This window comes from Streptomyces sp. NPDC030995, assembly GCF_055571215.1.
In genome coordinates this window covers 156,721-180,785 of the sequence record NZ_JBVIFS010000007.1, presented here as the reverse complement: position 1 = coordinate 180,785, position 24,065 = coordinate 156,721, and the positions used below count along the sequence as shown (strand labels likewise).

General features: G+C 70.9%; 21 protein-coding genes and 1 tRNA gene. 12 read left to right on the top strand and 10 right to left on the bottom strand.

Annotated features, from left to right (window positions below; genetic code table 11):
- Positions 1 to 4 precede the first annotated feature (4 nt).
- A complete protein-coding gene (locus ACZ45T_RS14435) occupies positions 5 to 1,000 on the bottom strand; it encodes an SMI1/KNR4 family protein (RefSeq protein WP_468440958.1) in 996 nt (331 codons plus the stop codon).
- A gap of 230 nt (positions 1,001 to 1,230) precedes the next feature.
- Here ACZ45T_RS14435 and ACZ45T_RS14430 point away from each other — a divergent pair, with 230 nt between their 5' ends.
- Both ACZ45T_RS14430 and ACZ45T_RS14425 read left to right on the top strand, forming a co-directional pair.
- On the top strand, positions 1,231 to 1,839 hold the full coding sequence (locus tag ACZ45T_RS14430; RefSeq protein ID WP_468440956.1) for a YwqJ-related putative deaminase: 609 nt from the start codon (positions 1,231 to 1,233) through the stop codon (positions 1,837 to 1,839).
- A 2-nt stretch (positions 1,840 to 1,841) separates the two neighbouring features.
- On the top strand, positions 1,842 to 2,351 hold the full coding sequence (locus ACZ45T_RS14425) for an SUKH-3 domain-containing protein (RefSeq protein ID WP_468440954.1): 510 nt from the start codon (positions 1,842 to 1,844) through the stop codon (positions 2,349 to 2,351).
- 103 nt (positions 2,352 to 2,454) lie between these two features.
- Here ACZ45T_RS14425 and ACZ45T_RS14420 read toward each other — a convergent pair whose 3' ends face one another.
- Entirely contained in the window at positions 2,455 to 3,741 is a 1,287-nt protein-coding gene (locus ACZ45T_RS14420) for a sensor histidine kinase (RefSeq protein WP_468440952.1), read from the bottom strand.
- Positions 3,742 to 3,904: 163 nt separating this feature from the next.
- Here ACZ45T_RS14420 and ACZ45T_RS14415 point away from each other — a divergent pair.
- The 6 genes from ACZ45T_RS14415 (at position 3,905) to ACZ45T_RS14390 (ending at position 9,022) form a co-directional block, all read left to right on the top strand.
- Positions 3,905 to 3,976 (top strand) — tRNA-Gln (locus ACZ45T_RS14415).
- 109 nt (positions 3,977 to 4,085) lie between these two features.
- Positions 4,086 to 5,531, top strand: coding sequence for a bifunctional UDP-N-acetylglucosamine diphosphorylase/glucosamine-1-phosphate N-acetyltransferase GlmU (gene glmU / locus ACZ45T_RS14410; RefSeq protein ID WP_468440950.1), 1,446 nt, complete (start codon positions 4,086 to 4,088; stop codon positions 5,529 to 5,531).
- 133 nt (positions 5,532 to 5,664) lie between these two features.
- On the top strand, positions 5,665 to 6,642 hold the full coding sequence (locus ACZ45T_RS14405) for a ribose-phosphate diphosphokinase (protein ID WP_215017437.1): 978 nt from the start codon (positions 5,665 to 5,667) through the stop codon (positions 6,640 to 6,642).
- A gap of 182 nt (positions 6,643 to 6,824) precedes the next feature.
- Positions 6,825 to 7,406, top strand: a complete 582-nt coding sequence (locus ACZ45T_RS14400) for a 50S ribosomal protein L25/general stress protein Ctc (RefSeq protein ID WP_468440948.1) — start codon at positions 6,825 to 6,827, stop codon at positions 7,404 to 7,406.
- A gap of 123 nt (positions 7,407 to 7,529) precedes the next feature.
- Positions 7,530 to 8,120 carry an aminoacyl-tRNA hydrolase gene (pth, locus tag ACZ45T_RS14395; RefSeq protein ID WP_468440946.1) on the top strand — a complete coding sequence of 197 codons (591 nt, stop codon included), beginning with the start codon at positions 7,530 to 7,532 and terminating at the stop codon, positions 8,118 to 8,120.
- 167 nt (positions 8,121 to 8,287) lie between these two features.
- Positions 8,288 to 9,022: an LPXTG cell wall anchor domain-containing protein gene (locus ACZ45T_RS14390; protein WP_468440944.1), complete on the top strand. Its 735-nt coding sequence runs from the start codon at positions 8,288 to 8,290 to the stop codon at positions 9,020 to 9,022.
- Between the two features lie 72 nt (positions 9,023 to 9,094).
- Here the strand turns inward: ACZ45T_RS14390 and ppc are convergent, their stop codons facing one another.
- A complete protein-coding gene (ppc, locus tag ACZ45T_RS14385) occupies positions 9,095 to 11,842 on the bottom strand; it encodes a phosphoenolpyruvate carboxylase (RefSeq protein ID WP_468440942.1) in 2,748 nt (915 codons plus the stop codon).
- A 350-nt stretch (positions 11,843 to 12,192) separates the two neighbouring features.
- Here ppc and ACZ45T_RS14380 point away from each other — a divergent pair, with 350 nt between their 5' ends.
- Positions 12,193 to 13,173: an acyl-CoA desaturase gene (locus ACZ45T_RS14380; RefSeq protein ID WP_468440940.1), complete on the top strand. Its 981-nt coding sequence runs from the start codon at positions 12,193 to 12,195 to the stop codon at positions 13,171 to 13,173.
- A complete protein-coding gene (locus ACZ45T_RS14375) occupies positions 13,173 to 13,844 on the top strand; it encodes a TetR/AcrR family transcriptional regulator (protein ID WP_361939287.1) in 672 nt (223 codons plus the stop codon). Before ACZ45T_RS14380 ends, ACZ45T_RS14375 begins: the two co-directional genes overlap by 1 nt.
- A gap of 101 nt (positions 13,845 to 13,945) precedes the next feature.
- On the opposite strand, the gene ACZ45T_RS14370 is transcribed toward ACZ45T_RS14375, so the two are convergent.
- Both ACZ45T_RS14370 and ACZ45T_RS14365 read right to left on the bottom strand, forming a co-directional pair.
- Positions 13,946 to 14,323, bottom strand: a complete 378-nt coding sequence (locus ACZ45T_RS14370) for a VOC family protein (protein WP_468440938.1) — start codon at positions 14,321 to 14,323, stop codon at positions 13,946 to 13,948.
- 2 nt (positions 14,324 to 14,325) lie between these two features.
- A complete protein-coding gene (locus ACZ45T_RS14365; protein WP_468440936.1) occupies positions 14,326 to 15,183 on the bottom strand; it encodes a trans-aconitate 2-methyltransferase in 858 nt (285 codons plus the stop codon).
- A 161-nt stretch (positions 15,184 to 15,344) separates the two neighbouring features.
- Between ACZ45T_RS14365 and ACZ45T_RS14360 the strand changes: the two genes are divergently transcribed.
- Positions 15,345 to 15,842, top strand: a complete 498-nt coding sequence (locus ACZ45T_RS14360) for a MarR family winged helix-turn-helix transcriptional regulator (RefSeq protein WP_030386194.1) — start codon at positions 15,345 to 15,347, stop codon at positions 15,840 to 15,842.
- Here the strand turns inward: ACZ45T_RS14360 and ACZ45T_RS14355 are convergent.
- The 3 genes from ACZ45T_RS14355 to ACZ45T_RS14345 form a co-directional block, all read right to left on the bottom strand.
- On the bottom strand, positions 15,801 to 16,568 hold the full coding sequence (locus ACZ45T_RS14355; protein ID WP_468440934.1) for a LuxR C-terminal-related transcriptional regulator: 768 nt from the start codon (positions 16,566 to 16,568) through the stop codon (positions 15,801 to 15,803). The genes ACZ45T_RS14360 and ACZ45T_RS14355 overlap by 42 nt on opposite strands.
- Positions 16,569 to 17,045: 477 nt before the next feature.
- Positions 17,046 to 18,020 carry a UDP-glucose 4-epimerase GalE gene (gene galE, locus ACZ45T_RS14350; protein ID WP_468440932.1) on the bottom strand — a complete coding sequence of 325 codons (975 nt, stop codon included), beginning with the start codon at positions 18,018 to 18,020 and terminating at the stop codon, positions 17,046 to 17,048.
- 109 nt (positions 18,021 to 18,129) lie between these two features.
- Positions 18,130 to 18,822 carry a response regulator transcription factor gene (locus ACZ45T_RS14345; RefSeq protein WP_468441134.1) on the bottom strand — a complete coding sequence of 231 codons (693 nt, stop codon included), beginning with the start codon at positions 18,820 to 18,822 and terminating at the stop codon, positions 18,130 to 18,132.
- A 278-nt stretch (positions 18,823 to 19,100) separates the two neighbouring features.
- Between ACZ45T_RS14345 and ACZ45T_RS14340 the strand changes: the two genes are divergently transcribed.
- The gene (locus ACZ45T_RS14340) at positions 19,101 to 20,639 is read left to right on the top strand and encodes an RNA-guided endonuclease InsQ/TnpB family protein (protein WP_468440930.1); all 1,539 of its coding nucleotides are present in this window, start codon (positions 19,101 to 19,103) and stop codon (positions 20,637 to 20,639) included.
- Here ACZ45T_RS14340 and ACZ45T_RS14335 read toward each other — a convergent pair.
- On the bottom strand, positions 20,537 to 22,273 hold the full coding sequence (locus ACZ45T_RS14335; RefSeq protein ID WP_468440929.1) for an outer membrane protein assembly factor BamB family protein: 1,737 nt from the start codon (positions 22,271 to 22,273) through the stop codon (positions 20,537 to 20,539). The genes ACZ45T_RS14340 and ACZ45T_RS14335 overlap by 103 nt on opposite strands.
- 40 nt (positions 22,274 to 22,313) lie before the next feature.
- The gene (locus ACZ45T_RS14330; RefSeq protein ID WP_468440927.1) at positions 22,314 to 23,969 is read right to left on the bottom strand and encodes an outer membrane protein assembly factor BamB family protein; all 1,656 of its coding nucleotides are present in this window, start codon (positions 23,967 to 23,969) and stop codon (positions 22,314 to 22,316) included.
- Between the last annotated feature and the right edge of the window lie 96 nt (positions 23,970 to 24,065).

Here is a 24,065-nt window from a genome sequence, read left to right as displayed (position 1 = left end):
GCCGTCACCCCTCATCCGAACCGGAACGCGCCACGGGAACCGAGCGTGCGAATCCGCCGTCCACCATCAGACCGGCCACCGTCTCCAGCTCCGGCGGATTACCCGCCAGCCGCTCCAGGAAGGCATCGAAATCACCGCCGCACGGCAGCAAAAGCCGCTCCACGCGCTCCTGCACCGACCAGCCGTCGCGGTCGCGTGCGTCGTCGTACGGGGAGAACCACACCGATCCGATGCCCTCGCCCTTGACCTTCAGCGCGAGCAGCCCGCCCTGTACGAAGGCCACGCACAGGTAGTCCTTCGTCAGGTGGTCGCGCAGACACTTGTTGACGTACACGAGGTCATTGACCGCCGCCTCCTCACGCACCGTGAAGAACGGCTGGTCAACCAGCAGACCGAGGTCCACGTCCAGCCCCGCGCCCACCGGCGCGCAGCCGCCCGCGGCCTTCAGGAACGAGCGGTACGCCTCCGGCAGCCGGTAGCCGAGGTCCTCCTCGACGCCCTGCACCTGCTCCTCGGAGACCGACACCACGGACTTCGGCAGCCCCAGGTGCGCCGGGCGCACCTCCTGCAACGGCCGGGTCCCGCGCTTCTCGTGGTCCACCGGAGCCGTCGCCAGGCCGGCGTGATGCCGCAGCAGCGCCTTCACCTCGACGGGGACCAGTTCCATGCGCCGTGTACCCGACACGTGGTGCCAGGTCCAGCCGTGCGGGGTCGCCACCGGACCGATCGTGTCCCACAGCTCGTGCCCGGCGGCCTTCATGGCCGCGTTCGCGGACACGTAGTCCGTCAGCCGCAGTTCGTCCACGCCGAAGCCCTCCGGCGGTTCGGCGATCTCCACCGCCGCACGCGCGTAGGCGGAGAAGTCCGGATGCCCGTTGCCGTCCATCCGCACCCCGTGGGGATGCCGAGCGGCCCGGACCGGGTCCGGGAAATGCACGACCTGCCCCGAGTAAGCGGCGTTGGGTGGCGCGGCCTGCTGCCCGAGCCGACCTGTCGTCATGGCGGTAGCCCCCTGCTGGATCTGGCTGGTTCGCCACAGCCTATGCGCTGGGGCAAGAGGGTCACCCGCGCACGACCGCTGCACCCGCCCGAGGGCCAGGAACATCCGAATTGATACGAATATTCGACCCCGCTTACGTATGACAGATGACATTTGGCAGGCTGTCCCCGCGGCACGGGGGCGTGCGCGACAGCGGTCAGTACCGCCGCCACGGGAGGGAAAGCACGACCATGCAGAACACGGCAACACGCACAGAACCGGGCGAGACCACCCCGGGAGCCGCCGCCGGCGCGGCGGCGGCAGCGGGCGCACCGGGAACAACGGGCCCGGCAGGAGCGGCCGTCGAACCGTCCGGCCCGGCCGGTGACCCACGCCTGCGCTGGAGCAGCAGCGACGGCCGCACCGCCGTGCCCGTCCTGCGCTTCCGCCGGGACGGCATCCTCCCCACCGTCGCGGCCGCCCTGTCCGTACGCGGCGAAACGCTCACCGGCACCGCGGGCAAGGCCGACCAGCCGCCCGTGCTCCACCCCCTCGTACAGGACTTCCTCGACACGCTCACCAGCGGTCAGCGCGAACGTTTCACCGGCCGATGTCCGGAGGCGATCCTGCTCTCCCGCCACCTGACCTCCGTCGAGGGCGCCCGCTCCCGGCGCGCCTCGCGCAAGCCCCTCTCGCCGAGCGAAGCCCGCCGCTCCCTCAAGCACGCGAAGATCACCGCCCGCCGCATCCGCGAGGACGGCGACCCCCTCCACGGCAGCTACGCACCCCCCTGCCGCTCCTGCGAAGCCCTCCTCGCCCACTTCGGCGTACGCCCCGTCGACCTCACCCCAGCCGAGTAGCCATGACCACCACCTCAGCCTCCTACGACCGCTCCTCGGCCGCCCGCTTCCCGGTCGCCGTGGACTCCGCCCTGCGCACCGCCGGCTGGGAACCCGGCCGCTGGGACATCAAGCAGGCCGAATACTGGGCCGACGCACTGCGGGACCACACCACTCCGGCCGGACACCGGCACAGCGTGTTCCCCGCCGCCGTGGAGGCCTGGGCCGAGTTCGGCGGCCTCACGGTCACCGCCCCCGGACCCGGCCGGCAGATCGCCCCCACCCCGGTGCGGCTCGACCCGCTGACCGGGCTCCACCTCGCACGCACCTTCGCCGACCTGGGCCGGGCCCTGTCCACCGAGCTCTGCCCGCTCGGCGTCGAGGCCGACGGGGGCTCCCACCTCGCGCTCGACCGCGAGGGCCGCGTGTACGGCATCGACCACACCGGGGACTGGTACCTCGGCTCCAGCGTCGACGAGGCCCTGACCCTCCTCCTGACGGGCCTCCAGCCGACCCGCCTCACCACAGGCTGACGAACCCGGCCCCGCCGCACTATCCAGCCCCGCCGGCGTTTGAGGCGCGGGGGTCCGGGGGCAGCGCCCCCGGCAACGGCGCCGCACCCGGCACCGGCACCGGCTACCGAACCGGAAGCACCGCGGACACCCTGAACCCACCCGCGTCCGTCGGCCCCGACACGAACACCCCGCCCAGCCCGAGCACCCGCTCCCGCATCCCGACCAGCCCGTTCCCCCCGCTGGGCAGGCCGACGCCGTCCGCCTGCCCCTCGCAGGGCCCGTTTTCCACCTGCATCGCGACTTCCCCGTCCCGATGGGCGAGCCGCACCACGACCCGCGCGCCCGGAGCGTGCTTGTGGCAGTTGGTGAGCGCCTCCTGCACGACGCGGTACGCCGTCTGCTCGACCTCCGCCGCGTACGCCTCGCCCTCGCCCTGCACCACCATCTCCACGGTCATCCCGGCCGCCCGCGACTGCCCGACCAGCGCCTCCAGCTCGCCGAGCGAGGGCCCGTCGTCGAAGGTCCCCACGAGCGCGACGGTCACGGGGGGCGCGGGGGCCGGGGCCGCCGCCGCGGCGGCGGTGGCGGCGGTGACGACGGCCGGTTTCGGGGCCGCCCTCAGCACGCCGAGCATCTCCCGCAGCTCGGTCAGGGCCTGGCGCCCCATGTCCCCCACGAGCGCGGCGTTCTTCGCCGCCCGCGCCGGGTCCTTGACCGCCACCGCCTCCAGCGCGGCCGCGTGCACCACCATCAGCGAGACCCGGTGGGCGACCACGTCGTGCATCTCGCGCGCGATCCGGGTCCGCTCCTCGGTCCGGGCCCACTCGGCCCGCTCCTCCGCCCGGTCCGCCAGCAGCGACAGCTCCCGCTCCAGTGAGTCCGCCCGCTCGCGCAGGCTCTCCATGAGCCGGCGCCAGGCCCCCATGTAGAGCCCGAACAGCACCGGCGGCACGGTCAGCGCCACCGCCACGAACCCGGAGAGCGAGATCACGAGCGTGTGGTCGGCCTCGACGTCGCCCCGGGTCCGCAGGTACATCACCACGAACGTCGCGGCCAGCGACATGGACGACAGGGTGGCGGTGATCCGCCGGGGCACCTCGGAGGAGGCCAGCGTGTACAGCCCCACCACCCCGAGGAGGAACCCCATCGCGGCCGGCGCGACGGCGATCCCCACGAGCACCACGGCGATCGGCCAGCGCCGCCGCAGGACGAGCGTGGCCCCCACCACCAGCCCGAACAGCACTCCGACCGCGGTCGGCACCCCCGCCTCACCGGCGAAGGACACGCCCTCCCACGCGCATTCGACGGCGGACACCCCGGCGAGGCCCACGTCCACCACGGCATCCCGCCGCCGCGCCCACCACATGGGTGGCCCAGCGCGGCCTTCCACTTCCCCCGTACTGGTCATGCCGTCCAGCGTACGGGCGGCCTCCGCGACGGCCCGGGGAAATTAACCCGCCACCGAAACGGCGGGGGACGGGTACCGTCGCGGTGAGGGCAGGTGGTACGGCATAGTAGGGACCGCCAGCTTGATCGGTACTCCTAAATGTCCGATTAGGCCACGTTTACTATCCCCTGTGGTGTAATTGGCAGCACTGAGGCTTTTGGTGCCTTATGTCCGGGTTCGAGTCCTGGCGGGGGAGCGTCGAAAGTTCGGGTCCTGACCTTCACGGTCGGGACCCGCGCTCGTTTCGGCCCCTTCAACCCCCGGTATCCTGCACGGGTCCACCCCCGAAGCCGAAGGGCATCCCCGTGAGCGCCAACCGCCCGGCAGCCGTCGTCGTACTCGCAGCGGGTGAAGGCACCCGCATGAAGTCGGCCACTCCCAAGGTCCTGCACGAGATCTGCGGGCGCTCGCTCGTCGGTCACGTCGTCGCCGCCTCCCGTGAGCTGGACCCCGCCCACCTCGTCGTGGTCGTCGGGCACGCCCGGGAGCAGGTCACCGCGCACCTGGCCGGCATCGACGCCGAGGTCCGCACCGCCGTCCAGTACGAGCAGAACGGCACCGGGCACGCCGTCCGCATGGCCCTCGAAGAGCTCGGCGGCCAGCTCACCGGCACCGTGATCGTCGTCTGCGGCGACACCCCGCTGCTGACCGGGGAGACCCTGCGCGCGCTCGCGCGGACGCACGAGGCCGACGGCAACGCCGTCACCGTGCTCACCGCCGAGGTGCCGGACTCCACCGGCTACGGACGGATCGTGCGGGACGCCGAGGGCGCCGTGACGGCCATCGTCGAGCACAAGGACGCCACCGAGGCCCAGCGCGCCATCCGCGAGATCAACTCGGGCGTCTTCGCCTTCGACGGCGCCCTGCTCGCCGACGCCCTCGGCAAGGTCCGCACCGACAACAGCCAGGGCGAGGAGTACCTCACCGACGTCCTCGGCATCCTGCGCGAGGCCGGGCACCGCGTCGGCGCGGCCGTCGGCAGCGACCACCGCCAGATCCTCGGCATCAACAACCGGGTCCAGCTCGCCGAGGCCCGCGCCCTGCTGAACGCCCGCCTGCTGGAACAGGCCATGCTCGCGGGCGTGACGGTCGTCGACCCCGCCAGCACCTTCGTGGACGTGACCGTCACCTTCGGGCAGGACTCGCTGATCCACCCGGGCACGCAGCTGCTCGGCGCCACGCACATCGCCGAAGGGGCCGAGGTGGGCCCCAACACCCGCCTGAAGGACACCCGGGTGGGCGCGGGCGCCCGCGTGGACAACACGGTCGCGGAGAGCGCGGTCGTGGGCGACCACGCGACCGTGGGCCCCTTCGCGTACCTGCGCCCCGGCACGAACCTCGGCGCCAAGGCCAAGGCCGGCACGTACGTGGAGATGAAGAACGCGACGATCGGCGAGGGCACCAAGGTGCCCCACCTGTCCTACGTGGGCGACGCGACGATCGGCGAGTACACCAACATCGGCGCCGCGAGCGTCTTCGTGAACTACGACGGTGAGCACAAGCACCACACCACCGTCGGCTCGCACTGCAAGACGGGCTCGGACAACATGTTTGTGGCACCCGTCACCATCGGGGACGGCGCCTACACGGCCGCCGGGTCCGTGATCACCAAGGATGTGCCGCCCGGTGCGCTGGCCGTGGCCCGTGGCCAGCAGCGGAATATCGAGGGCTGGGTGGCTCGCAAGCGTCCGGGAAGCGCCGCGGCGACGGCGGCTCAGTCGGCGGTCTCGGAGGACTCCGAGCGCCACTGAGGTGAACTGACCGGAAACAGGTACGCCTGGGACGGCGTACCGTGATAGGTGCACGCAATTCGGCTGGCTCACCGTGTGCGGGACGGACGCACATGGGGGCGAGCAGCTTCAACACGTCTGAGGAGACAGTGCTGTGACCGGGATCAAGACGACCGGCGAGAAGAAGCTGATGCTCTTCTCCGGCCGCGCCCACCCCGAGCTGGCCGAGGAGGTCGCACACCAGCTGGGAGTCGGCCTCGTGCCGACCAAGGCTTTCGACTTCGCGAACGGCGAGATCTACGTCCGCTTCCAGGAGTCGGCTCGTGGCGCGGACTGCTTCCTGATCCAGAGCCACACGGCTCCGATCAACAAGTGGATCATGGAGCAGCTGATCATGATCGACGCGCTGAAGCGCGCGTCGGCACGCTCCATCACCGTGATCGTCCCGTCCTACGGGTACGCCCGCCAGGACAAGAAGCACAAGGGCCGCGAGCCGATCTCGGCCCGCCTGGTCGCCGACCTGCTGAAGACCGCGGGTGCGGACCGCATCCTCACGGTCGACCTGCACACGGACCAGATCCAGGGCTTCTTCGACGGCCCGGTGGACCACCTGTCGGCCCTGTCGGTCCTCGCGGACTACGTCGGCGCCAAGGTGGACCGCACCAAGCTGACGATCGTCTCCCCGGACGCCGGCCGCGTGCGCGTGGCCGACCGCTGGTGCGACCGCCTGGACGCCCCGCTGGCGATCGTGCACAAGCGCCGCGACAAGGACGTCGCCAACCAGGTGACCGTCCACGAGGTCGTCGGTGAGGTCAAGGGCCGCGTCTGCGTCCTGGTCGACGACATGATCGACACCGGTGGCACCATCTGCGCCGCGGCCGACGCGCTGTTCGCGCACGGCGCCGAGGACGTCATCGTGACGGCCACGCACGGCATCCTGTCGGGCCCGGCCGCCGACCGCCTGAAGAACTCCAAGGTCAGCGAGTTCGTCTTCACGAACACCCTGCCGGACCCGTCCGACTTGGAGCTCGACAAGATCACGGTGCTGTCGATCGCCCCGATGATCGCGCGCGCCGTGCGCGAGGTCTTCGAGGACGGCTCGGTCACCAGCCTCTTCGAAGAGCAGCAGTAAGCGCTCCGCCTTAGATCCTTTTGGTGCGGCCTCCCCCGCCGGGTACACTTTTCAAGTTGCTCGGCGAGGGAGGCCGTACCTGTTTTCCGGTACGGATGCTCCGTTATCGACGCGCTCTTCGTAGCAGGCCGTTTCGGCCGGGTGACTGTCGTCCGTTTTCCGTCACCCCACGAGGAGTGAGCATGTCCGAGATCAAGCTTGCCGCCAAGGTCCGCGACACCTTCGGCAAGGGCTCTGCCCGCCAGGCGCGTCGTGACGCCCTGACCCCCGCCGTCATCTACGGCCACGGCACGGACCCGAAGCACGTCAACGTGGACGCCCACGCCCTGCAGCTGGCGCTGCGCACCCCGAACGTCCTGCTCTCCCTGGACATCGAGGGCGAAGGCACCGAGCTGGTCATCCCGAAGGCCGTGCAGAAGCACCCCCTGAAGCGCTCGATCTCCCACGTCGACTTCCTGATCGTCAAGAAGGGCGAGAAGGTCACCGTCGACGTCGCGATCGTCACCGAGGGCGAGCTGGCCGCCGGCGGCAACATGCTGGAGACCCTCCAGAACACCATCTCCGTCGAGGCCGAGGCCACCCACATCCCGACCGAGGTCACCGTCTCCATCGCGGGCCTCGAGGCCGGCGCCACCATCCACGCCTCGGACCTGGTCCTGCCGGCCGGCACCACGCTGGCCGTCGACGGTGACATCGCCGTCCTGCAGGTCGTCGCCCCGCAGGCCGAGGAGCCGGCCGCCGAGGCCGAGGGCACCGAGGCCTGAGCCTCGCCCCTCCCTCTCAGCAGTTGCTGACCGACCGCCGTCCGGCTCCACTGGAGCGGGACGGCGGTCGTCTTCATTCCGGCCCACATTCAGGCCTCCCCTTCAGGCCCTAAGGAGCTTTTGATGTCGGACGACGCGGCACCCTGGCTGATCGTCGGCCTCGGCAATCCCGGACCGGAGTACGCGGGCAACCGCCACAACATCGGGTTCATGGTGGCCGACCTGCTGGCGGAGCGGATCCGCGGGAAGTTCAAGGCGCACAAGGCCCGCGCCCAGGTGGTCGAGGGCCGCATGGGCCCGCCGGGACCGGCGAACCGCCGCGTGGTGCTGGCCAAGCCGATGACGTACATGAACCTCTCCGGCGGCCCGGTGACGGCGCTGCGCGACTTCTACAAGGTGCCGGTGGAGCGGATCGTCGCGATCCACGACGAGCTCGACATCGACTATCCGACGCTGCGTCTGAAGCTGGGCGGCGGGGACAACGGCCACAACGGCCTGAAGTCGATGACCAAGTCGATGGGCCCGGACTACCACCGTGTGCGCTGCGGCATCGGCCGGCCGCCGGGCCGCATGCAGGTCGCGGACTTCGTGCTGAAGGACTTCTCCTCCACGGAGCGCAAGGAGCTGGAGTGGTTCGTGGACCGGGCGGCGGATTCCGTCGAGTGCCTGATCGCGGAGGGGCTGGAGCGCGCCCAGTCGACGTACAACTCCTGAGCATCCAGGGGCTGTAGGCCGATCGTTACTTCGGACATACCATCACATGGTCCTACAACTGCATACGAATACTCACGAGTACCCCTTGACCGGTGCGGGGCGTCATCAGCAAGCTGAGCGGCGCCACCCCCACGGCCCATTTCCCTCACCTGTGCCAGAGGTACTCCATGACCCCTTCCAGGATCCGCCGTGCGGCCTTCGCCGTCGCCGCGACCTCGCTCGTCCTCGCCGCCGGTGCGACTCCCGCCCTCGCGACCGACGCGTACACCATCCCGCTGCACCAGCAGACTCCCATCACCGCGGCCGGCTTCGGTTCGACGGAGAAGACCTGCGCCGACATCCCGGCGTCCCAGGACGGCTGGCACTTCATCGCTCCGGGCAACCCCAAGGACATCTCCTTCGTGGAGCTGACGGTGACCTTCGAGCCGGGTGGCCAGAAGGTGGTCACCACCTTCGGCCCGCCGAACCAGAACCACGCCTACGTCGCCTCCGAGCCGGGTGCCAAGCTCACCTCGGCCGTCGCCAAGGTGAAGGGCGGCAGCCTGGAGTGGTTCAACCTGTCGCACACCTGCCCGTCCACCTCGACGCCGAGCGGGACCCCGTCCGGCACCCCCTCGGGCACGCCGTCGGGCACCCCGTCGCAGTCGGCCTCCCCGTCCGGGTCGGTGACGCCCTCGCAGTCCGTCTCCCCCTCCGGTTCGGTCTCCCCGAGCGGCAGCGGTACGCCGTCGGGCACGCCGAGCTCCTCGGCGACCTCCCCGGCTCCGGTCTCGGGTGGCACCACCGGCGGTGACCTGGCCAAGACCGGGTCCGACCTGCCGATCGCCCTGGTCTCGACGCTGGCCGCCGCGCTGATCGCCGCGGGTGGCGTCCTGGTGGTCCGCCGCCGCAGCCAGGCGTAGCCCGTACGGGGAAGCCCCCGCACCGTCGGTCGGTGCGGGGGCTTCCTCGTGTCCGGGTCCGGGTCCGGGGCCTCAGCCGGTGTTGCGCAGGCCCGCGGCGACGCCGTTGACGGTGAGCAACAGGGCGCGGGCGAGCAGCGGGTCGGCTTCCTCGCCGCGGGCCGCGGCCTCGCGCTGACGGGCCAGCAGGGAGACCTGGAGGTAGGAGATCGGGTCCAGGTAGGCGTCGCGCACGGCGAAGGTCTGCTGGAGCACCGGGTGGGAGTCCAGGAGCTTCTCGCCGCCGGTGATGCGCAGGACCTCACGGACGGTCAGCTCGTGCTCGGCCTCGATGCGGGCGAAGACGTGCTTGAGGTGCTCGGGCACGAGGGTGTCGACGTAGTGGCGGGCGATCCGCAGGTCCGTCTTGGCCAGCGTCATCTCGACGTTGGACAGGAAGTTGCGGAAGAAGTGCCAGCGCTCGCCCATTTCGGCGAGGACGTCCTGCCGGCCGGACTCGCGCAGGGCCTTGAGGCCCGAGCCCACCCCGTACCAGCCGGGGACGATCTGGCGGGACTGGGTCCAGCCGAAGACCCACGGGATGGCGCGCAGGCCGTCGAGGCCGGCGCCGGAGTCGGGGCGGCGCGAGGGGCGCGAGCCCAGGTGCAGGTCGGCGAGCTGGTCCACCGGGGTGGCCGCGAAGAAGTACGCGGGCAGGTCCGGGTCCTCCACGAGCTCCCGGTACGCGGAGTGCGCGGCGTCGGAGACGGTGTCCATGGCCGCGTCCCAGCGGGCGAGGGCCTCGTCGGACTGGCGGGGCGCGGTGTGCAGGGCGGAGGCCTGCAGGGTGGCCGCGACGGTCAGTTCGAGGTTCTCGCGGGCCAGCGAGGGGACGAGGTACTTGTCGGAGATGACCTCGCCCTGCTCGGTGACCTTGATCTCGCCCTCCAGGGTGCCCCAGGGCTGGGCGAGGATCGCGTCGTGGGAGGGGCCGCCGCCGCGGCCGACGGTGCCGCCGCGGCCGTGGAAGAGGCGCAGCCGCACCCCGTAGCGGTGGGCGACGTCGCGCAGCCGGCGCTGGGCGCGGTGGATCTCCCACTGGGAGGTGGTGATGCCGCCGAACTTGGAGGAGTCGGAGTAGCCGAGCATGACCTCCTGGACGTCCCCGCGCAGGGAGACCAGGCGCCGGTAGGAGGGGTCGGCGAGCATCTCGTCGAGGATGACGTCGGCGGCGCGCAGCTCGTCGGTGGTCTCCAGCAGCGGCACGATGCCGATCTTGGCCCAGCCGCTGTGCAGGTCGATCAGGCCGGCCTCACGGGCGAGGACGGCCGCCGCGAAGACGTCGTCGGCGCCCTGGCACATCGAGATGATGTAGGACTCGATGACCTCGGGACCGAACTTCTCGAAGGCGTCCTTGATGGCGGAGAAGACGCCGAGGGTCTTCTGCCCGGCCGCGTCGAGCGGGGCCGGGGTGGGGGCCAGCGGGCGGCGGGAGCGCAGCTCCTTGGCGAGGAGCTTGCCCCGGTAGTCCCGCGGCATGTCGGCGTAGCGCCAGGACTCCTCGCCGAGCCGGTCGAAGAGCTGGCCCAGCGCGTGGTGGTGGGCGTCGGCGTGCTCGCGCACGTCCATGGTGGCGAGCTGGAGGCCGAAGGCCGCCAGGGTGCGGATGGTGCGGTCCATGCGGCCGTCGGCGAAGAGCGCGCCGCGGTGCTCGCGCAGGGAGGTCTGGATGAGGGTGAGGTCGGCGAGCAGCTCGGCGGTGCCGAGGTAGTCGCGGCCCTCCTCGTGCGGGATGCCCTTGGCGAGGCGCTCGCGGGTGTTGACGAGCTTCTGCCGGATGCAGGTGGCCTTGAGGCGGTACGGCTCCTCGGCGTTCAGCCGCTTGTAGCGCGGGCTGATCTCAGGGAGGCGTTCCAGGTCGGCCTGCAGGGAGGCGAGCAGTTCCTCGGTGGCTCCGGTGTAGCGGATGGAGTTGGAGAGGAGGCTGCGCAGGAAGTCGATGAGTTCGAGGGCGTCGGTGATGCCGTGCTCGTGCTGGAGGATCAGCACGTCGCGGGTGACCTCGGGGGTGACGTTCGGGTTGCCGTCGCGGTCGCCGCCGATCCAGGTGCCGAAGGTGAGCGGGCGGGTGCCGGCGGGCAGCTCGATGCCGACGCGCTGGAGTTCGGCGGCGAGGTCCTCCAGGACGTCGCCGACGGCCCCGGCGTGCAGCTCGTCGAGGTAGTAGATGGCGTTGCGGGCCTCGTCGGCGGGCTCGGGGCGCACCACGCGCAGCTCGTCGGTCTGCCAGACGAGGTCGATGTTCTCCGCGAGGCGCAGGTCGTGGCGGCGGCGGTCGCCGGCGCCGGTGACGGGCTCCTCCAGCAGGGCGGCGATGCGGCGCAGCTTGTTCAGGACGCTGCGGCGGGCCGCCTCGGTGGGGTGCGCCGTGAAGACGGGGCGGACGTTGAGGTTCCTGACCGTCGCACGCAGGTGCTCGGGGTCGGCGTCCTTCAGCATGTCGGCGGTGCGGGCGAGGAGCCCGCCCTCGGCGGCGCGGTGGGCGCGCAGCTCCTTGCCGCGGTGCACCTGCTCGGTGACGTTGGCAAGGTGGAAGTAGGTGGAGAAGGCGCGCACCAGCTTGGCGGCGGTCTCCAGGTCGGTGTCGCCGAGCAGGGCGGCTGCGGCCTCGCCGTCGGTGCGGGTGAGGGCGCGGACGCGTTCGACGAGGTCGAGGAGGTCTTGACCCTCCTGGCGTACGAGGGTCTCCCCGAGGAGGTCTCCGAGGCGGCGGATGTCCGCGCGCAGCTCTGCGTTCGCGGCGTCCGTGGTGCGGGCGGGGACCTGGTCAGCACTGCTCACAGGTGCGGCTCCTTGCAGTGATCGAGCGCTACTGGGCGGTGGGCTCCCGGCCGTGCGCGGCAACGCCTCCCCCACGACTACGTCTGGGAGGTGCCCCGACCTGATGCGCAGCTGGGCTGCCCGTGCGGACCGCGCTGTCCGACGGCAACAGGATAGGTGTCCCGTCCGTGTGCCTGGGCAAATGTCTCATCAGGCGGCGCGTGACCGGCTCGCGCGCACGCCGTTGCCCCCGGCCGCGCTCCTGTTGCCCCGCCACCCGGCTTTGCCATACTTACGATGCCGTAGGTTACGGGTCCGTAGGGTTCGTAACCCGGAGCCTGCCGACACTCTGACCCCCCAGGGGACCCCACATGACCACCAGTCCCGATCTGATCGAGGGCGCCTCCGCGTCCTCCGACACACCTGCGTCGTCCGCGACGCTGGGCGGCGAGAACAAGCGCTCGATCGAGCAGATCGCCCTCCTGCTGTTCATCATCGTTCCCTTCCTGGCGCTGCTGGCGGCGGTGCCGCTGGCCTGGGGCTGGGGGGTGAGCTGGCTGGACATCGGCCTGATGGTCTTCATGTACTTCCTGGCCTGCCACGGGATCACCATCGGCTTCCACCGCTACTTCACGCACGGTTCCTTCAAGGCGAAGCGGCCGCTGCGGATCGTCCTCGCCGTGATGGGTTCGATGGCGGTGGAGGGCCCGCTGGTGCGCTGGGTGGCGGACCACCGAAAGCACCACAAGTTCTCGGACCACGAGGGTGACCCGCACTCGCCGTGGCGGTTCGGGGAGACGCTGCCGGCGCTGATGAAGGGCCTGTGGTGGGCGCACATCGGCTGGCTCTTCGACGAGGAGCAGACCGATCAGCAGAAGTACGCCCCCGACCTGATCAAGGATCCGGCGATCCGCCGCATCTCGCGCGACTTCATCTTCTGGACGATCGTCTCGCTGGCGATCCCGCCGCTGGTGGGCGGTCTGGTGACGATGTCCTGGTGGGGCGCGTTCACGGCGTTCTTCTGGGGCTCCCTGGTACGGGTCGCGCTGCTGCACCACGTGACGTGGTCGATCAACTCGATCTGCCACGCGGTGGGCAAGCGCCCGTTCAAATCCCGGGACCGCTCGGGCAACGTGTGGTGGCTGGCGGTGCTCTCGTGCGGCGAGTCCTGGCACAACCTGCACCACGCCGACCCGACCTCGGCCCGGCACGGTGTCCTGCGCGGCCAGATCGACTCCAGCGCGCGGCTGATCCGCTGGTGCGAGCAGCTCGGCTGGGCCACGGACGTGCGCTGGCCGTCGGCGGCCCGGATCGACGCCCGGCGCAGGGAAAACGAGCCGAACGCGGCATGATGGGGAGCGTGGCGATCGACGGCGGTAATTCCAGCAGCGACAAGCCCAGGCGTGGCCGCCGGGTACGGATGACGGGCGCGGAGCGGCGCCAGCAACTGCTGGACATCGGCCGGACCCTCTTCGCGGAGAAGGGCTTCGAAGGCACGTCGGTGGAGGAGATCGCGGCGAAGGCCGGGGTGTCCAAGCCGGTGGTGTACGAGCACTTCGGCGGCAAGGAGGGGCTGTACGCGGTCGTCGTGGACCGGGAGATGCGCCAGCTGCTGGACGGGGTGACGGGAGCGTTGACGGCCGGGCATCCGCGGGAGCTGCTGGAGCAGGCGGCGTTCGCGCTGCTGGACTACATCGAGTCCTACACGGACGGTTTCCGGATCCTCGTGCGGGACTCCCCCGTGGCCCAGTCGACCGGTACCTTCGCCTCGCTGATCAGCGACATCGCCACGCAGGTCGAGGACATCCTGGGCCTGGAGTTCAAGGCGCGGGGCTTCGACCCCAAGCTGGCCCCCCTGTACGCGCAGGCGCTGGTCGGGATGGTGGCGCTGACCGGGCAGTGGTGGCTGGACGTGCGCAAGCCCAAGAAGGCGGAGGTCGCCGCGCACCTGGTGAATCTGGCCTGGCACGGGCTGGACGGCCTGGAGTCGAAGCCGCAGCTGGTGGGCCGCCGCAAGAGCTGAGCCCCGTACCCGCTCGTACGAGGGCGTACGACGGCGCCCCGTCACCGGAGATCCGGTGGCGGGGCGCCGTCGTGTGGTGCGGGCGTCCGGTGTGCTTCGCCCTAGGACGCATCGTCCAGGCTGTGCCGTTCCAAGAATTCGAGCCGGTTGCCCACGGGGTCCTCGGAGTAGAAGCGGTGATGGCCCGGCATGTTGTCGTCCCAGACGACCTTGGCCCCGCGCTCCTCCAGTCTGCTCGCGTACGCCTGGATGCCGGTCACCCGCAGTCCCGGGTGGGCCTTGCGGGCGGGCCGGAAGTCCTCCTCGATGCCGAGGTGCAGCTGGACCGGTCCCGCGGCGAACCAGCAGCCCCCGCGTGCGGCTAGCACGGGCGGTTTGGGGATCTCGGTCATGCCGAGGACGTCCGTGTAGTACGCGCGGAGCCGGTCCTCCGAGTCCGGCGGCGCGGCGAGTTGGACGTGGTCGACTGCGGTCAGCACGGTCAGGCCTCCTTGCGGGCGACGGCGAAGATCCTGCGGAACGGGAAGACGGTGCCGCGTGGCCCGCTCGGGTAGGCCACGCGCAGCAGGTCCCGGTATTCGGAGAGGAAGGCGTCCACGGCTTCGCGGTCGTCGCCGAGGGCGGTGAGCACCGGGCGCAGGGCGGTGCCCTTGACCCAGTCGAGTACGGGGTCGGGTCCCTGGAGCAATTGGTGGTAGGTGGTTTCCCAGACGTCCGTGGCGCAGCCGAGTGCGGTGAAGCGGGCGAGGTATTCCGCGGGTTCGAGGTGATGAATGTAGCGGGCGCCGTGGCCGGCGAGCCGGGAGCGCCAGCGCGGGGTGTCGCAGAGCTGGGCGAGCAGGGCGTGGCTGGGGGCCTTGAAGTTGCCGGGGATCTGGAAGGCGAAGGTGCCGCCGGGGCGCAGTCCGTTGATCCAGGCACCGAAGGAGCCGGGGTGGCTGGGGACCCACTGGAGGGCGGCGTTGGAGACGATCAGGTCGTAGGGCTCCTCGGGGAGCCAGGAAGCGAGGTCCCCGTGGCGGAAGTCGAGGCTGCCGCCTCCGGGAGTGGGGCCGGCGTACTCCTGGCCGGCGCGGTGGAGCATCTCCGGGGAGAGGTCGAAGCCCGTGATGCGCGCCTCCGGCCAGCGGCCGGCGAGGAGCGAGGTGACATTGCCGGGGCCGCAGCCGAGGTCGGCGATGCGGGCGGGCCTGCCGGGGAGTTCGGGTATGCGGGTGAGGAGGTCCAGGAAGGGCCGTGTGCGGTGGCCTGAGTGCCGGAGGTACTGCTGGGGATCCCAGGTGGGAGCGGAGGGCGCCGTGGACGTGGGGGTCCCGGCCTGCGCGGTATCGGAATACATGTTCGAGCCTCCCTGCTGGCGGGGCGGTCGGAAGCGGAATCTGTTCCGGCCCCCTCCATGCCCCATGCTCGCTTTTTTTATATCTTGATGTCAAGATACTTGTGATCGAGATACTGGACATCAAGAGACTTCACATCGACAGACCCCTTACACTGATCGGCATGGAGGACGAGGTCGACCGACTGGTGGCGGCATGGCGGCGGGAGCGCCCTGACCTCGACGTGGAACCGCTCGAGGTACTGAGCCGCGTCAGCAGGCTCGCACGGCACCTCGACCGCGCCCGCCGGCTGGCCTTTTCCGAGCACGGCCTGGAGCCCTGGGAGTTCGACGTCCTCACCTCCCTGCGGCGCGCCGGCGCGCCCTACCAGCTCTCGCCCGGCCAGCTCCTGACCCAGACACTGGTCACCTCCGGCACCATGACCAACCGCATCGACCGTCTCGCCAAGAAGGGCCTCGTCGAACGGCTCCCGGACCCCAGCGACCGCCGGGGGGTCCTGGTGCGGCTCACCCCCGAGGGCCGGGACCGCGCCGACCAGGCCCTCGCCGGGCTGCTGGCCCAGGAGCGGGCGATCCTCGCCCAGCTCTCGCAGAACCAGCGCGGCGATCTCGCCGGGCTGCTACGCCAGTTGACCGCTCCGTTCGACAACATCCCCGGCTAGGTCCGCCGGTCGTACGCCCGCCCGGCGGGCCAGTGCCACCGCCGCCAGGGTCGAGTGCACCCCGAGCTTGCCCAGCACGTTCTGCATGTGGGTGCGGACGGTGTGCGGGGACAGGAACAGCCGCGCCGCCACGTCCTTGCGGCCCAGCCCCGCCACCATGCAGCGCAGCACCTCGTGTTCGCGCGGGGTGAGCGACTCGACGAGCCGTTCGCTGTCCGTACGGTGCTTGCGCGCCGCGGTCAGTTCACGGAGCACCCCGGTGAGCAGCGCGGGCGGCAGGTGGGTCTCCTCTCGCAGGACCCCGCGGATGACCGCCAGCAGCCGCGAGAGCGAACAGTCCTTCGCCACCCAGCCCGAAGCGCCCGCCTGGAGCGCGAGCGCGGCCCGGCGCGGGTCGTCGCGCTCGGCGAGGACGACCGTACGGACCCCGGGGTGGGCCACCCGAACCCCGGCGACCAGCGCGATCCCGTCCGGGGCGGGCGACGGCGGTCCGGAGCCCGACTCCCGCTGGGCGGGCACAGCCCCGGCGACCGCGCCGAGATCGGCGTCGACCAGCAGGACGTCGAAGCGGCGGCCCTCGGCCACCGCGCGTTCGAGGCAGCGCACCGCGGCGGGGCCGCTGCCGGCCGCGGACACGTCCACGTCCGGCTCGGCCGCGAGCGCGGCTGCGAGCGATTCGGCGAAGATGCGGTGATCGTCGACGACGAGAACCCGGATACGAACCACAAAACCCCCAAGGGTAGGGGAACGGACAACGGCGGGTACGGCGCCCGGACCGGGTGATCCGCAGCTGCCCCGGCCGCCGCCGTGACATCTCTGCACTACCCCGGACCGGACGACGTACCCGACTTGTCTCGACCCCTGATCAACACCGGCCCCCACCGGTGTCACGCATCAGCGTAGGGCCGGGGGCGGCTCGCAGTTGGCCGAATAGCAGAAGTTTTCCCAGCGATTTTCCCGCCCGAGGCTCCTGAACAGGCTTTGTGGTGGCTGGAATTCGCCTGAGCCGAAGGTCCGGATGGCGGCTTCCGACCCGGCGCGTGCCACGGGCAGATGCACGGGGGGCATTTCACCCGGCGTGTGCACGCCGGGCGCCCGCGCACAGCGCTCAGCCACAGCGCACCCGGATACGCGCACGCCCCCCGCACCGGAAGGGTGCGGGGGGCGCGGGTGGAAGCAGTGGGGCGGGCGGCAACCCGTGGTTCAGGAGGTGTGCGTACGCGCGAAGTTCCACGCGTCCGTGATGATCCCGGTGAGGTCCGAGCGGCTCGGGGTCCAGCCGAGGCGCTCGTGCGCCGTGCGGGCGGAGGCGACCAGCATCGCCGGGTCGCCGGCCCGGCGCGGGGCGACGACCTCGGGGATGTCCCGGCCGGTCACCTTGCGGACGGTCTCGACGACCTCGCGGACCGAGAAGCCGCTCCCGTTGCCCAGGTTGCAGATCAGGTGCTCCCCGCCGACGGCGCTCTCCAGGGCGGCCAGGTGGGCCTCCGCCAGGTCGGCGACGTGGATGTAGTCGCGTACGCAGGTGCCGTCCGGGGTCGGGTAGTCCTCGCCGAACACCGAGATCGACTCCCGCTCGCCCAGCGCGACCTGGAGGACCAGCGGGATCAGGTGCGTCTCGGGGGTGTGCCGCTCGCCGAACTCCCCGTAGGCGCCCGCCACGTTGAAGTAACGCAGGGACACCGCGGCCAGGCCGTGCGCCACGCACTCCCCCGCGATCATGTGGTCCACGGCCAGCTTCGAGGCCCCGTACGGGTTGGTCGGCGCGGTCACCGACGCCTCGGTCAGCAGGCCCTCCGTCGGCTCCCCGTAGGTGGCGGCGGTGGAGGAGAACACCAGCTTGCGCACTCCCGCCTCGCGCATCGCGGCCAGCAGGGCGAGCGTGCCGCCGACGTTGTTCTCCCAGTACTTGCCCGGGTTCACCACGGACTCGCCGACCTGCGAGGAGGCCGCGAAGTGCAGCACCGCGTCGTAGGAGGAGTCCAGGTAGCGGGAGGCGTCCTGGATCCGGCCCTCGATGAACTCGGCGCCCGCCGGGACTCCGACGCGGAAGCCGGTGCTGAGGTCGTCGAGGACCGTGACCTCGTGGCCGGCCTCCAGCAGGTGGGCAGCGACCACACTGCCGACGTATCCGGCGCCACCGGTTACCAGGTACTTGTGACTCGCCGTCTTGCTCACTCGACTACTGCCTCTCCCAGGGGACCATGCACGGTGCACGCGCATGCTAGGAGACTGGCTTACCGGATTCGGCGCGTCCGGGGAAATCGGGCGGGAAAATCGGGCCGCCTCAGTCCGCGAGGGCGGCGGACGGCTGCCCGGGCAGGGCCCGGTCCAGCAGACCGGTACGGGCGGCCAGCGCGGCCGCCTCCAGCCGCGAACCCACGCCCAGCTTCATCAGCACCCGCTGCACGTGCGTACGGGCCGTGCTCGGTGCGATCTCCATGCCCGCGGCGATCAGCCGGGTGTCCTCGCCCTCGGCGACCCGCACCAGCACCTCCACCTCGCGCGGGGTCAGCAGCCGCAGCAGCCGGCTGCCCTCGTCATCGGGCTGGGCCGCGGGGTTCAGGAGCTCCGCGAAGGCCCCTTGCAGCAGTTGCGGGGCGATCGCCACCTCCCCGCCCCTCGCCTTGGCCAGCGCCCGCTCCACGCCCTCGATGCGCTCGTCCTGGCGTACGTACCCGCAGGCGCCGGCGGCGAAGGCGGCCGCGATCCCCCGCGGGTTCGGCACCGGACCCAGGACGACGACGGCGATCTGCGGGCGCTCCCGCTTGATGCGGACGACGGGCTCGAAGACCCCGGGCTCGGCGGGGGAGGCCGTGCCGAAGAGACACACCTCCGGCGCACGGCTGATCACCAGGTCGGCGGCGCCCGCGGCCGGGGCGGCGGCGGCCAGCACCCGGTGACCGCGCAGCTTCAGGGCAGAGGCGAGCGCCTCGGCCAGCAGCCGGTGCTCGTCGACGACCACGACCCGTACGCCCATTGCGGAACCCACCCCCCACCTTCTGACCCGGCAAGCTACCAGGATTAATCGCCGCGCATCGGGCTTCCGCTCGACCGCCGACGGATCCGGCGAAGTAGGAGTCGGACCCCAAGCGCTGCACGGGGACAATCTCCTCCACCCGCTTGAGATACGCATCGGAGAACACTCCGTACGGCACTTTTACCGAAAACCACGTGTGCGTGCATCACGAAAGGGCAATGTCTGTCTTTTTCGGATCTGGGCCACGTCGGCCATAAATGGTCGGGACGATAGGAGGCGTGAAGGTGGACGCGGGGCGCAAGTATCGCGCGTACCCCACTGGTGAGCAGGACCACGTCCTGACCGGGTGGGGTCATACGGCGCGTGCTCTGTGGAACGTCGCTCTGGAGCAGCGCGTGTATCTGTGGGATCAGCGCCGGTACACCCTGCGGTCGGCAGAGCAGTGCAAGCACCTGACGGCCGCCCGTGCGGATCTCGACTGGATCGGTGATCTGCCCGCGCAGACTGGGCAGCAGATCCTGCGTCAGCTGGACCAGGCGTATGACAATTTCTGGAACCCCAATCACCCGGCCCGGTTTCCGGCGCGGAAGAAGCGCGGGCACCGTCTGTCGGTCCCGTTTCCCGGGCAGGCGGTGGAGTTCCGGAAGTTGAACCGCAAGTGGGCCGAGGTGCGTTTGCCGAAGGTCGGCTGGGTGCGGTTCCGGCTCTCCCGTGCCATCGGGGGCACGATCCGCAACGCCACGGTGTCCCGGGACGGCAACGGCTGGCACATCTCCTTCGGTGTCCACACCGGACGCCCGCCGGATGCTCCGAACGGGAAGCCGGCGTGCGGGGTGGACTTCGGCGTCGTCGCATCCGCGTTCGTGTCCACCGAGGCCACACCCCGCCTCGTGCCGCCAACGCTCACCGCCAACGAGAAGAAGCGGCTCAAGGCGCTGGAGCAGCGCAAGGCACGACAGATCACCTACGCCAAGAAACACAACGTCGGGAAGTACAGCCGCCGCCTGCGCACAACGATCGCCCAGATCGCGAAGATCACCACCCGCCGGGCCAACCGGCGGCGGGACTTCACGCACAAGCTCACCACCGAACTCGCCAAAAACCACGGCCTGATCGGTATCGAGGACCTGCGCGTGAAGAACATGACCGCCTCCGCGAAAGGCACCGCCGTAGCCCTGGGGAAGAACGTCCGGGCGAAGGCCCGGCTGAACCGGTCGGTCCTCGACCACGCCCCCGGTGAACGGCGGCGGCAACTTGAGTACAAGGCCCGCATGTACGGGTCCGTACTCGTCGCCGTCCCACCGTTCCACACCTCCCAGACCTGCGCCAAGTGTGGCCAGGTCGATCCCGAATCCCGCAAGGGATGCGGCCGGCTCTTCGCCTGCACCCACTGCGGGCACGAGGACGACGCCGACCACAACGCCTCGGTCGAGATCGAGGCCCGAGCCCGCCTGGGGGCACCTCCCGGACGGAGTCTGGGGGAGGGCGGCTCGGACATCAACAGCACGCGCAGCATCCCCAGGATGCGAGTCCCGGCCACCGGCCGGAGGCGGATGCGTGAACCCCGAAGCCCGCCCACGCGAGCTGAAAGGAATCGCCCCCGTCCAGGGGGCGAGGATCGTCAAACGCTTGTTCGACCTTGCGAGGGGGATACCGCGCAGAAGCCCCCGATCGGTGGGGACCGTTCGGGGGCTTCGCGGTGGTGCCGTGCGGGTCAGCTCGCGGTGAACGAGACGAAGAGGTACTCCGGGTCGGCCTTGTCGGAGTACGGCTTGCGGACGTTCGTGCGGGAGACGAAGAGCTTGCCGTTGTGGTAGCGGTACTCGCTGTACTCCGGCGAGAAACCGGTCTCGGCGCGCTGCGTCTCCTTGTCCGCCGGGTTCTCCATGAGGAGGGTTTCCTTCATCGTCTTGCCGTCGATGCTGACGATCTGGCCGCCCTTGTCGTACGGGGGGACCTTGTAGGCGATGATGTTCGACCCGTCCATGCGCAGCGGGAAGATCGTGTACCGCTCGCCCGCGTCGGCGCGGTCGGTGGTCTGCTTGCCGGTCTCCAGGTCGAAGGAGAGCAGCTCGTTGGTGCGGCCGCTGGAGGACTGGCCCTGATGCTCCTCGGAGGGCACGTAGAGCTTGCCGTTGCCGACCACCATCTGCGAGCACTTCTCGACCTCGGTGGATCCGCACTTGGCGGCGAAGTTCCCGGAGGCGAGCGGGATACGTGCCTTCAGCTCGCCCTTGGGGTCGACGACGAAGAGGTCGCTCACGCCCTTGCCGCCCTTCGCGTTGTCGCCGACGTCGGCCGCCACGATCAGCGGCTTGGTGGCGACGATGTGCGCGTACTCGATGCCCGGGGACAGCTTGTACGAGGCGGTGGGCGCGCCCGTGGCCGGGTCGAGGAGCTGCGCGTACAGCGTGTAGTTGGGGCTCTGGCCGCACTTGCGGATGACGGCCAGGGCCTCACCGCCCGCGTAGCCGGTGTCGCGGCAGCTCTCGCCGTCGACCTTGGGCAGCCACAGGGACTTGCCGTCGGCGAGGTTCCAGGCGGCGCCACCGTTGGAGACGCCGGCCGCGGCGACGGTCTTGCCGCTGAGGGTGACCTCGGAGAACGACACCGGCTTGTCGCCGCCGTTGGAGCTCTTGGCGTTGCCGGACCAGACGAGCTTGCCGCTCTCCAGGTCGATGACGCCGACCTCGGTGCACGCCGGGTACTTGTTCTCGGGGGTGGGCTGGGCGGGCCGGAAGAGGACCGCCGACTTGTTCTCGCTGACGTGCTTGGTCGCACCGCAGAGCTCGCCCGGGAAGGGCAGCTCCCACTTCTTGCCGCCGTCGACGAGGTTGTAGCCGACGACCTTCGAGACGTCCGCCTTGATGTAGGTGGAGTCGGTGATCCAGGAACCGGTGACGTTGACGACCTCGGCCGGCGTCGGGCTCGGCTGGTTGAAGAGCACCTTCGACTTGGGGTTGGAGGGCGCCTTCTCGGTGCCGGGCACGAAGGTTCCGGGCTTGTCACCGTCCGCGGAGGCGCTGGGGTCGCTCTGCGCGGTCTTCTGCTTGCCGTCGTCGTCGCCGGAGACGTACCAGAGGCCGCCCCCGACGATGAGGACGATGGCCAGCAGGGCCGCGCCGACGATCATCAGCTGGGTGCGCTTGTCGTTGTTGCCGCCGGCCGGGGGCCGGGCGGCGGGCACGGCCGGGGCCACGGGCGCGCCGAACGGCGGCGGGGTGCCGAACGGCGGCGGGGTGCCGGGCTGCTGCGGGTAGCCGTAACCGGGCCCGGGCTGTGGGTACCCGTACGCGGGCTGCCCGGTCGGCGGCTGCTGCGGGGGCGCCGGCGGGCCGGGCGGGGCCTGCGGAGGCGGCGGCGTGGGTGCGCCGAACCCGCCCGGTGCGGGCTCCTGCGGCGCTCCGAAGCCGCCGGACGGCGGCTGGTGGGGGGGCGGCGGGGTACTCATGGGGTGTTCTTGCCTCTCGGTGGGCGGTCGTTGGGCGGGTTCACTTTCCGAAGACCATGAGGAGCTTCTCGTCCTTGCCCTGGGCGTTCAGACGGGGGCTGGAGATGAAGAACCGCCCGTCCACGTAGTCGAGCTTCGGGGTGCGGAAGGCGCTCTCGATCGGGGCGGCGGGGCCCGACGGGTGACGCAGGAGCGCGGTGGGGGTGCCGCCGCCGGCCGGGATCGAGATGACCTCGCCGCCCTGGTCCGACTCGGCCTTGCGGTAGGCGATCAGCTGCCCGTTCAGGACCTTGAGCGGCGTGAGGGTGCGCTTGTCCCCTGCCGGGGTGCGCCACTTGTCCTTGCCGGTGGCCAGGTCGAAGGCGACGATCTCGTTGGCCGCGCCGGCGGCCGCCGCGGTGGGCAGGTAGAGGGTGCCCCCGTCGACGACGGCCGAGGGGCAGGTCGTCAGGGACCGGAAGAGGCCGGTGTCGCCGCAGCCCATGGCGAAGCTGCCCGCGCCGGCGAGGGTGGCGGTCTGCTTCCCGTCGGGCCCGAGGACCACGATGGAACGCTCCTTGGTCTCCTCGTTGCCGACGTCCACGACGACCGGGTCCACCGAGTAGATGCTGGTGACCTTGTACTTCTTGGGGAGCCGGAAGGCCCAGCCCTTCTTGCCGGTGACCGGGTCGACGCCCTGCACCTCGGCGCTGGCGTCGTCGTCGGAGCAGGTGGCGAGGGCGATCATCTTGCCGTTGCCCGTCTCGTAGGAGTCGGGGTTGCAGCCCTCGCCCAGCGCGTGGCCGAAGAGCTTGTCGCCGTTGCTGATCTTGAAGGCGCTGGCGGTGCCGCCGCGGCTGACGGTCACGGTGTCGCCCGTCATGGCCAGGGTGGGGCTGGTGAAGATGTCGAAGAGCCCCTCCTTGGGCACCTCCTTCGACCAGACCTCCTTGCCCGTCTTGAGGTCGACCACGCGCAGTTGGGTGCAGGAGGCGCTGTCGCCCTCGCCGTCCCGGTACATGAGAGCCGTCTTTCCGTCGGCGGTGGTCTGCCGGGCGACGGAGCAGATCACGGCGGGGAAGGGGAGTGTCCACTTCTCCTTGCCGTCGGTGACCGAGTAACCGGTGAGCGACTTCCAGACGCTCTTCACCACGGTGTCGCCGACGACCCACTGGGCTGCCGAATCCACGCCCATGCCAGGACCGTCGACCTTGGCGGTCTTGAACCAGAGGACCTTGTCCTCGCCCTGCTTGCGCCCGGAGTTGAGGTCGGTCTGCTGGCCGCCGTCGCCGGTGCCGTTGCCGTTGCCCTTGTCCACGGAGGGGGAGCCGGAGGGGCCGGCGGGCGTGGACTCCTGCGCGACGGGCTCCTTGCCGCCCTTGTCGTCCTTGAAGAAGGCGATGTAGCCCACGCCTCCGGCGAGGAGGGCCGCCGCGACCGACGCGGCGATCAGCACGGTCAGCTTCTTCTTCGGCGGCAGGCCGTTCGGAACGCCGAGCGGGGGCTGCTGCTGGACGGTGGGCGGCTGCTGGGCGTACGGAGGCTGCTGCGGCTGCTGCGCGTACGGGGCGGGGGCGGGGGCCGGAGCCGTGGCCGGCTGGGCGTACGGGTTCTCGCCCTGCGGCGGGTACCCGTAACCCGGCTGCGGCGGGCCGGGCAGGTGGCCGTAACCGGAAGGTGTCGGCGGCTGGTTCGGCGGCTGGGGCGGCTCGGTCATCAGCGCACACTTTCGGCTTCGGAGGGGGCGTGGAGGATGACCTTTCTATCACTGACGGCGCACATACATCGGGCCGGTCCGCCCCCTGTTCCCAAG

Bases quoted from the DNA above. Each gene is read 5' to 3' on its own strand.
- ACZ45T_RS14345 (WP_468441134.1), bottom strand. From the start codon at position 18,822: ATGGGCGTACGGGTCGTGGTCGTCGACGAGCACCGGCTGCTGGCCGAG.
- ACZ45T_RS14380 (WP_468440940.1), top strand. From the start codon at position 12,193: ATGACCACCAGTCCCGATCTGATCGAGGGCGCCTCCGCGTCCTCCGAC.
- ACZ45T_RS14430 (WP_468440956.1), top strand. From the start codon at position 1,231: ATGCAGAACACGGCAACACGCACAGAACCGGGCGAGACCACCCCGGGA.
- ACZ45T_RS14360 (WP_030386194.1), top strand. From the start codon at position 15,345: ATGGAGGACGAGGTCGACCGACTGGTGGCGGCATGGCGGCGGGAGCGC.
- ACZ45T_RS14330 (WP_468440927.1), bottom strand. From the start codon at position 23,969: ATGACCGAGCCGCCCCAGCCGCCGAACCAGCCGCCGACACCTTCCGGT.
- ACZ45T_RS14420 (WP_468440952.1), bottom strand. From the start codon at position 3,741: ATGACCAGTACGGGGGAAGTGGAAGGCCGCGCTGGGCCACCCATGTGG.
- ACZ45T_RS14400 (WP_468440948.1), top strand. From the start codon at position 6,825: ATGTCCGAGATCAAGCTTGCCGCCAAGGTCCGCGACACCTTCGGCAAG.
- ACZ45T_RS14390 (WP_468440944.1), top strand. From the start codon at position 8,288: ATGACCCCTTCCAGGATCCGCCGTGCGGCCTTCGCCGTCGCCGCGACC.
- ACZ45T_RS14365 (WP_468440936.1), bottom strand. From the start codon at position 15,183: ATGTATTCCGATACCGCGCAGGCCGGGACCCCCACGTCCACGGCGCCC.
- pth (WP_468440946.1), top strand. From the start codon at position 7,530: ATGTCGGACGACGCGGCACCCTGGCTGATCGTCGGCCTCGGCAATCCC.
- ACZ45T_RS14335 (WP_468440929.1), bottom strand. From the start codon at position 22,273: ATGAGTACCCCGCCGCCCCCCCACCAGCCGCCGTCCGGCGGCTTCGGA.
- ACZ45T_RS14425 (WP_468440954.1), top strand. From the start codon at position 1,842: ATGACCACCACCTCAGCCTCCTACGACCGCTCCTCGGCCGCCCGCTTC.
- ACZ45T_RS14375 (WP_361939287.1), top strand. From the start codon at position 13,173: ATGGGGAGCGTGGCGATCGACGGCGGTAATTCCAGCAGCGACAAGCCC.
- ACZ45T_RS14435 (WP_468440958.1), bottom strand. From the start codon at position 1,000: ATGACGACAGGTCGGCTCGGGCAGCAGGCCGCGCCACCCAACGCCGCT.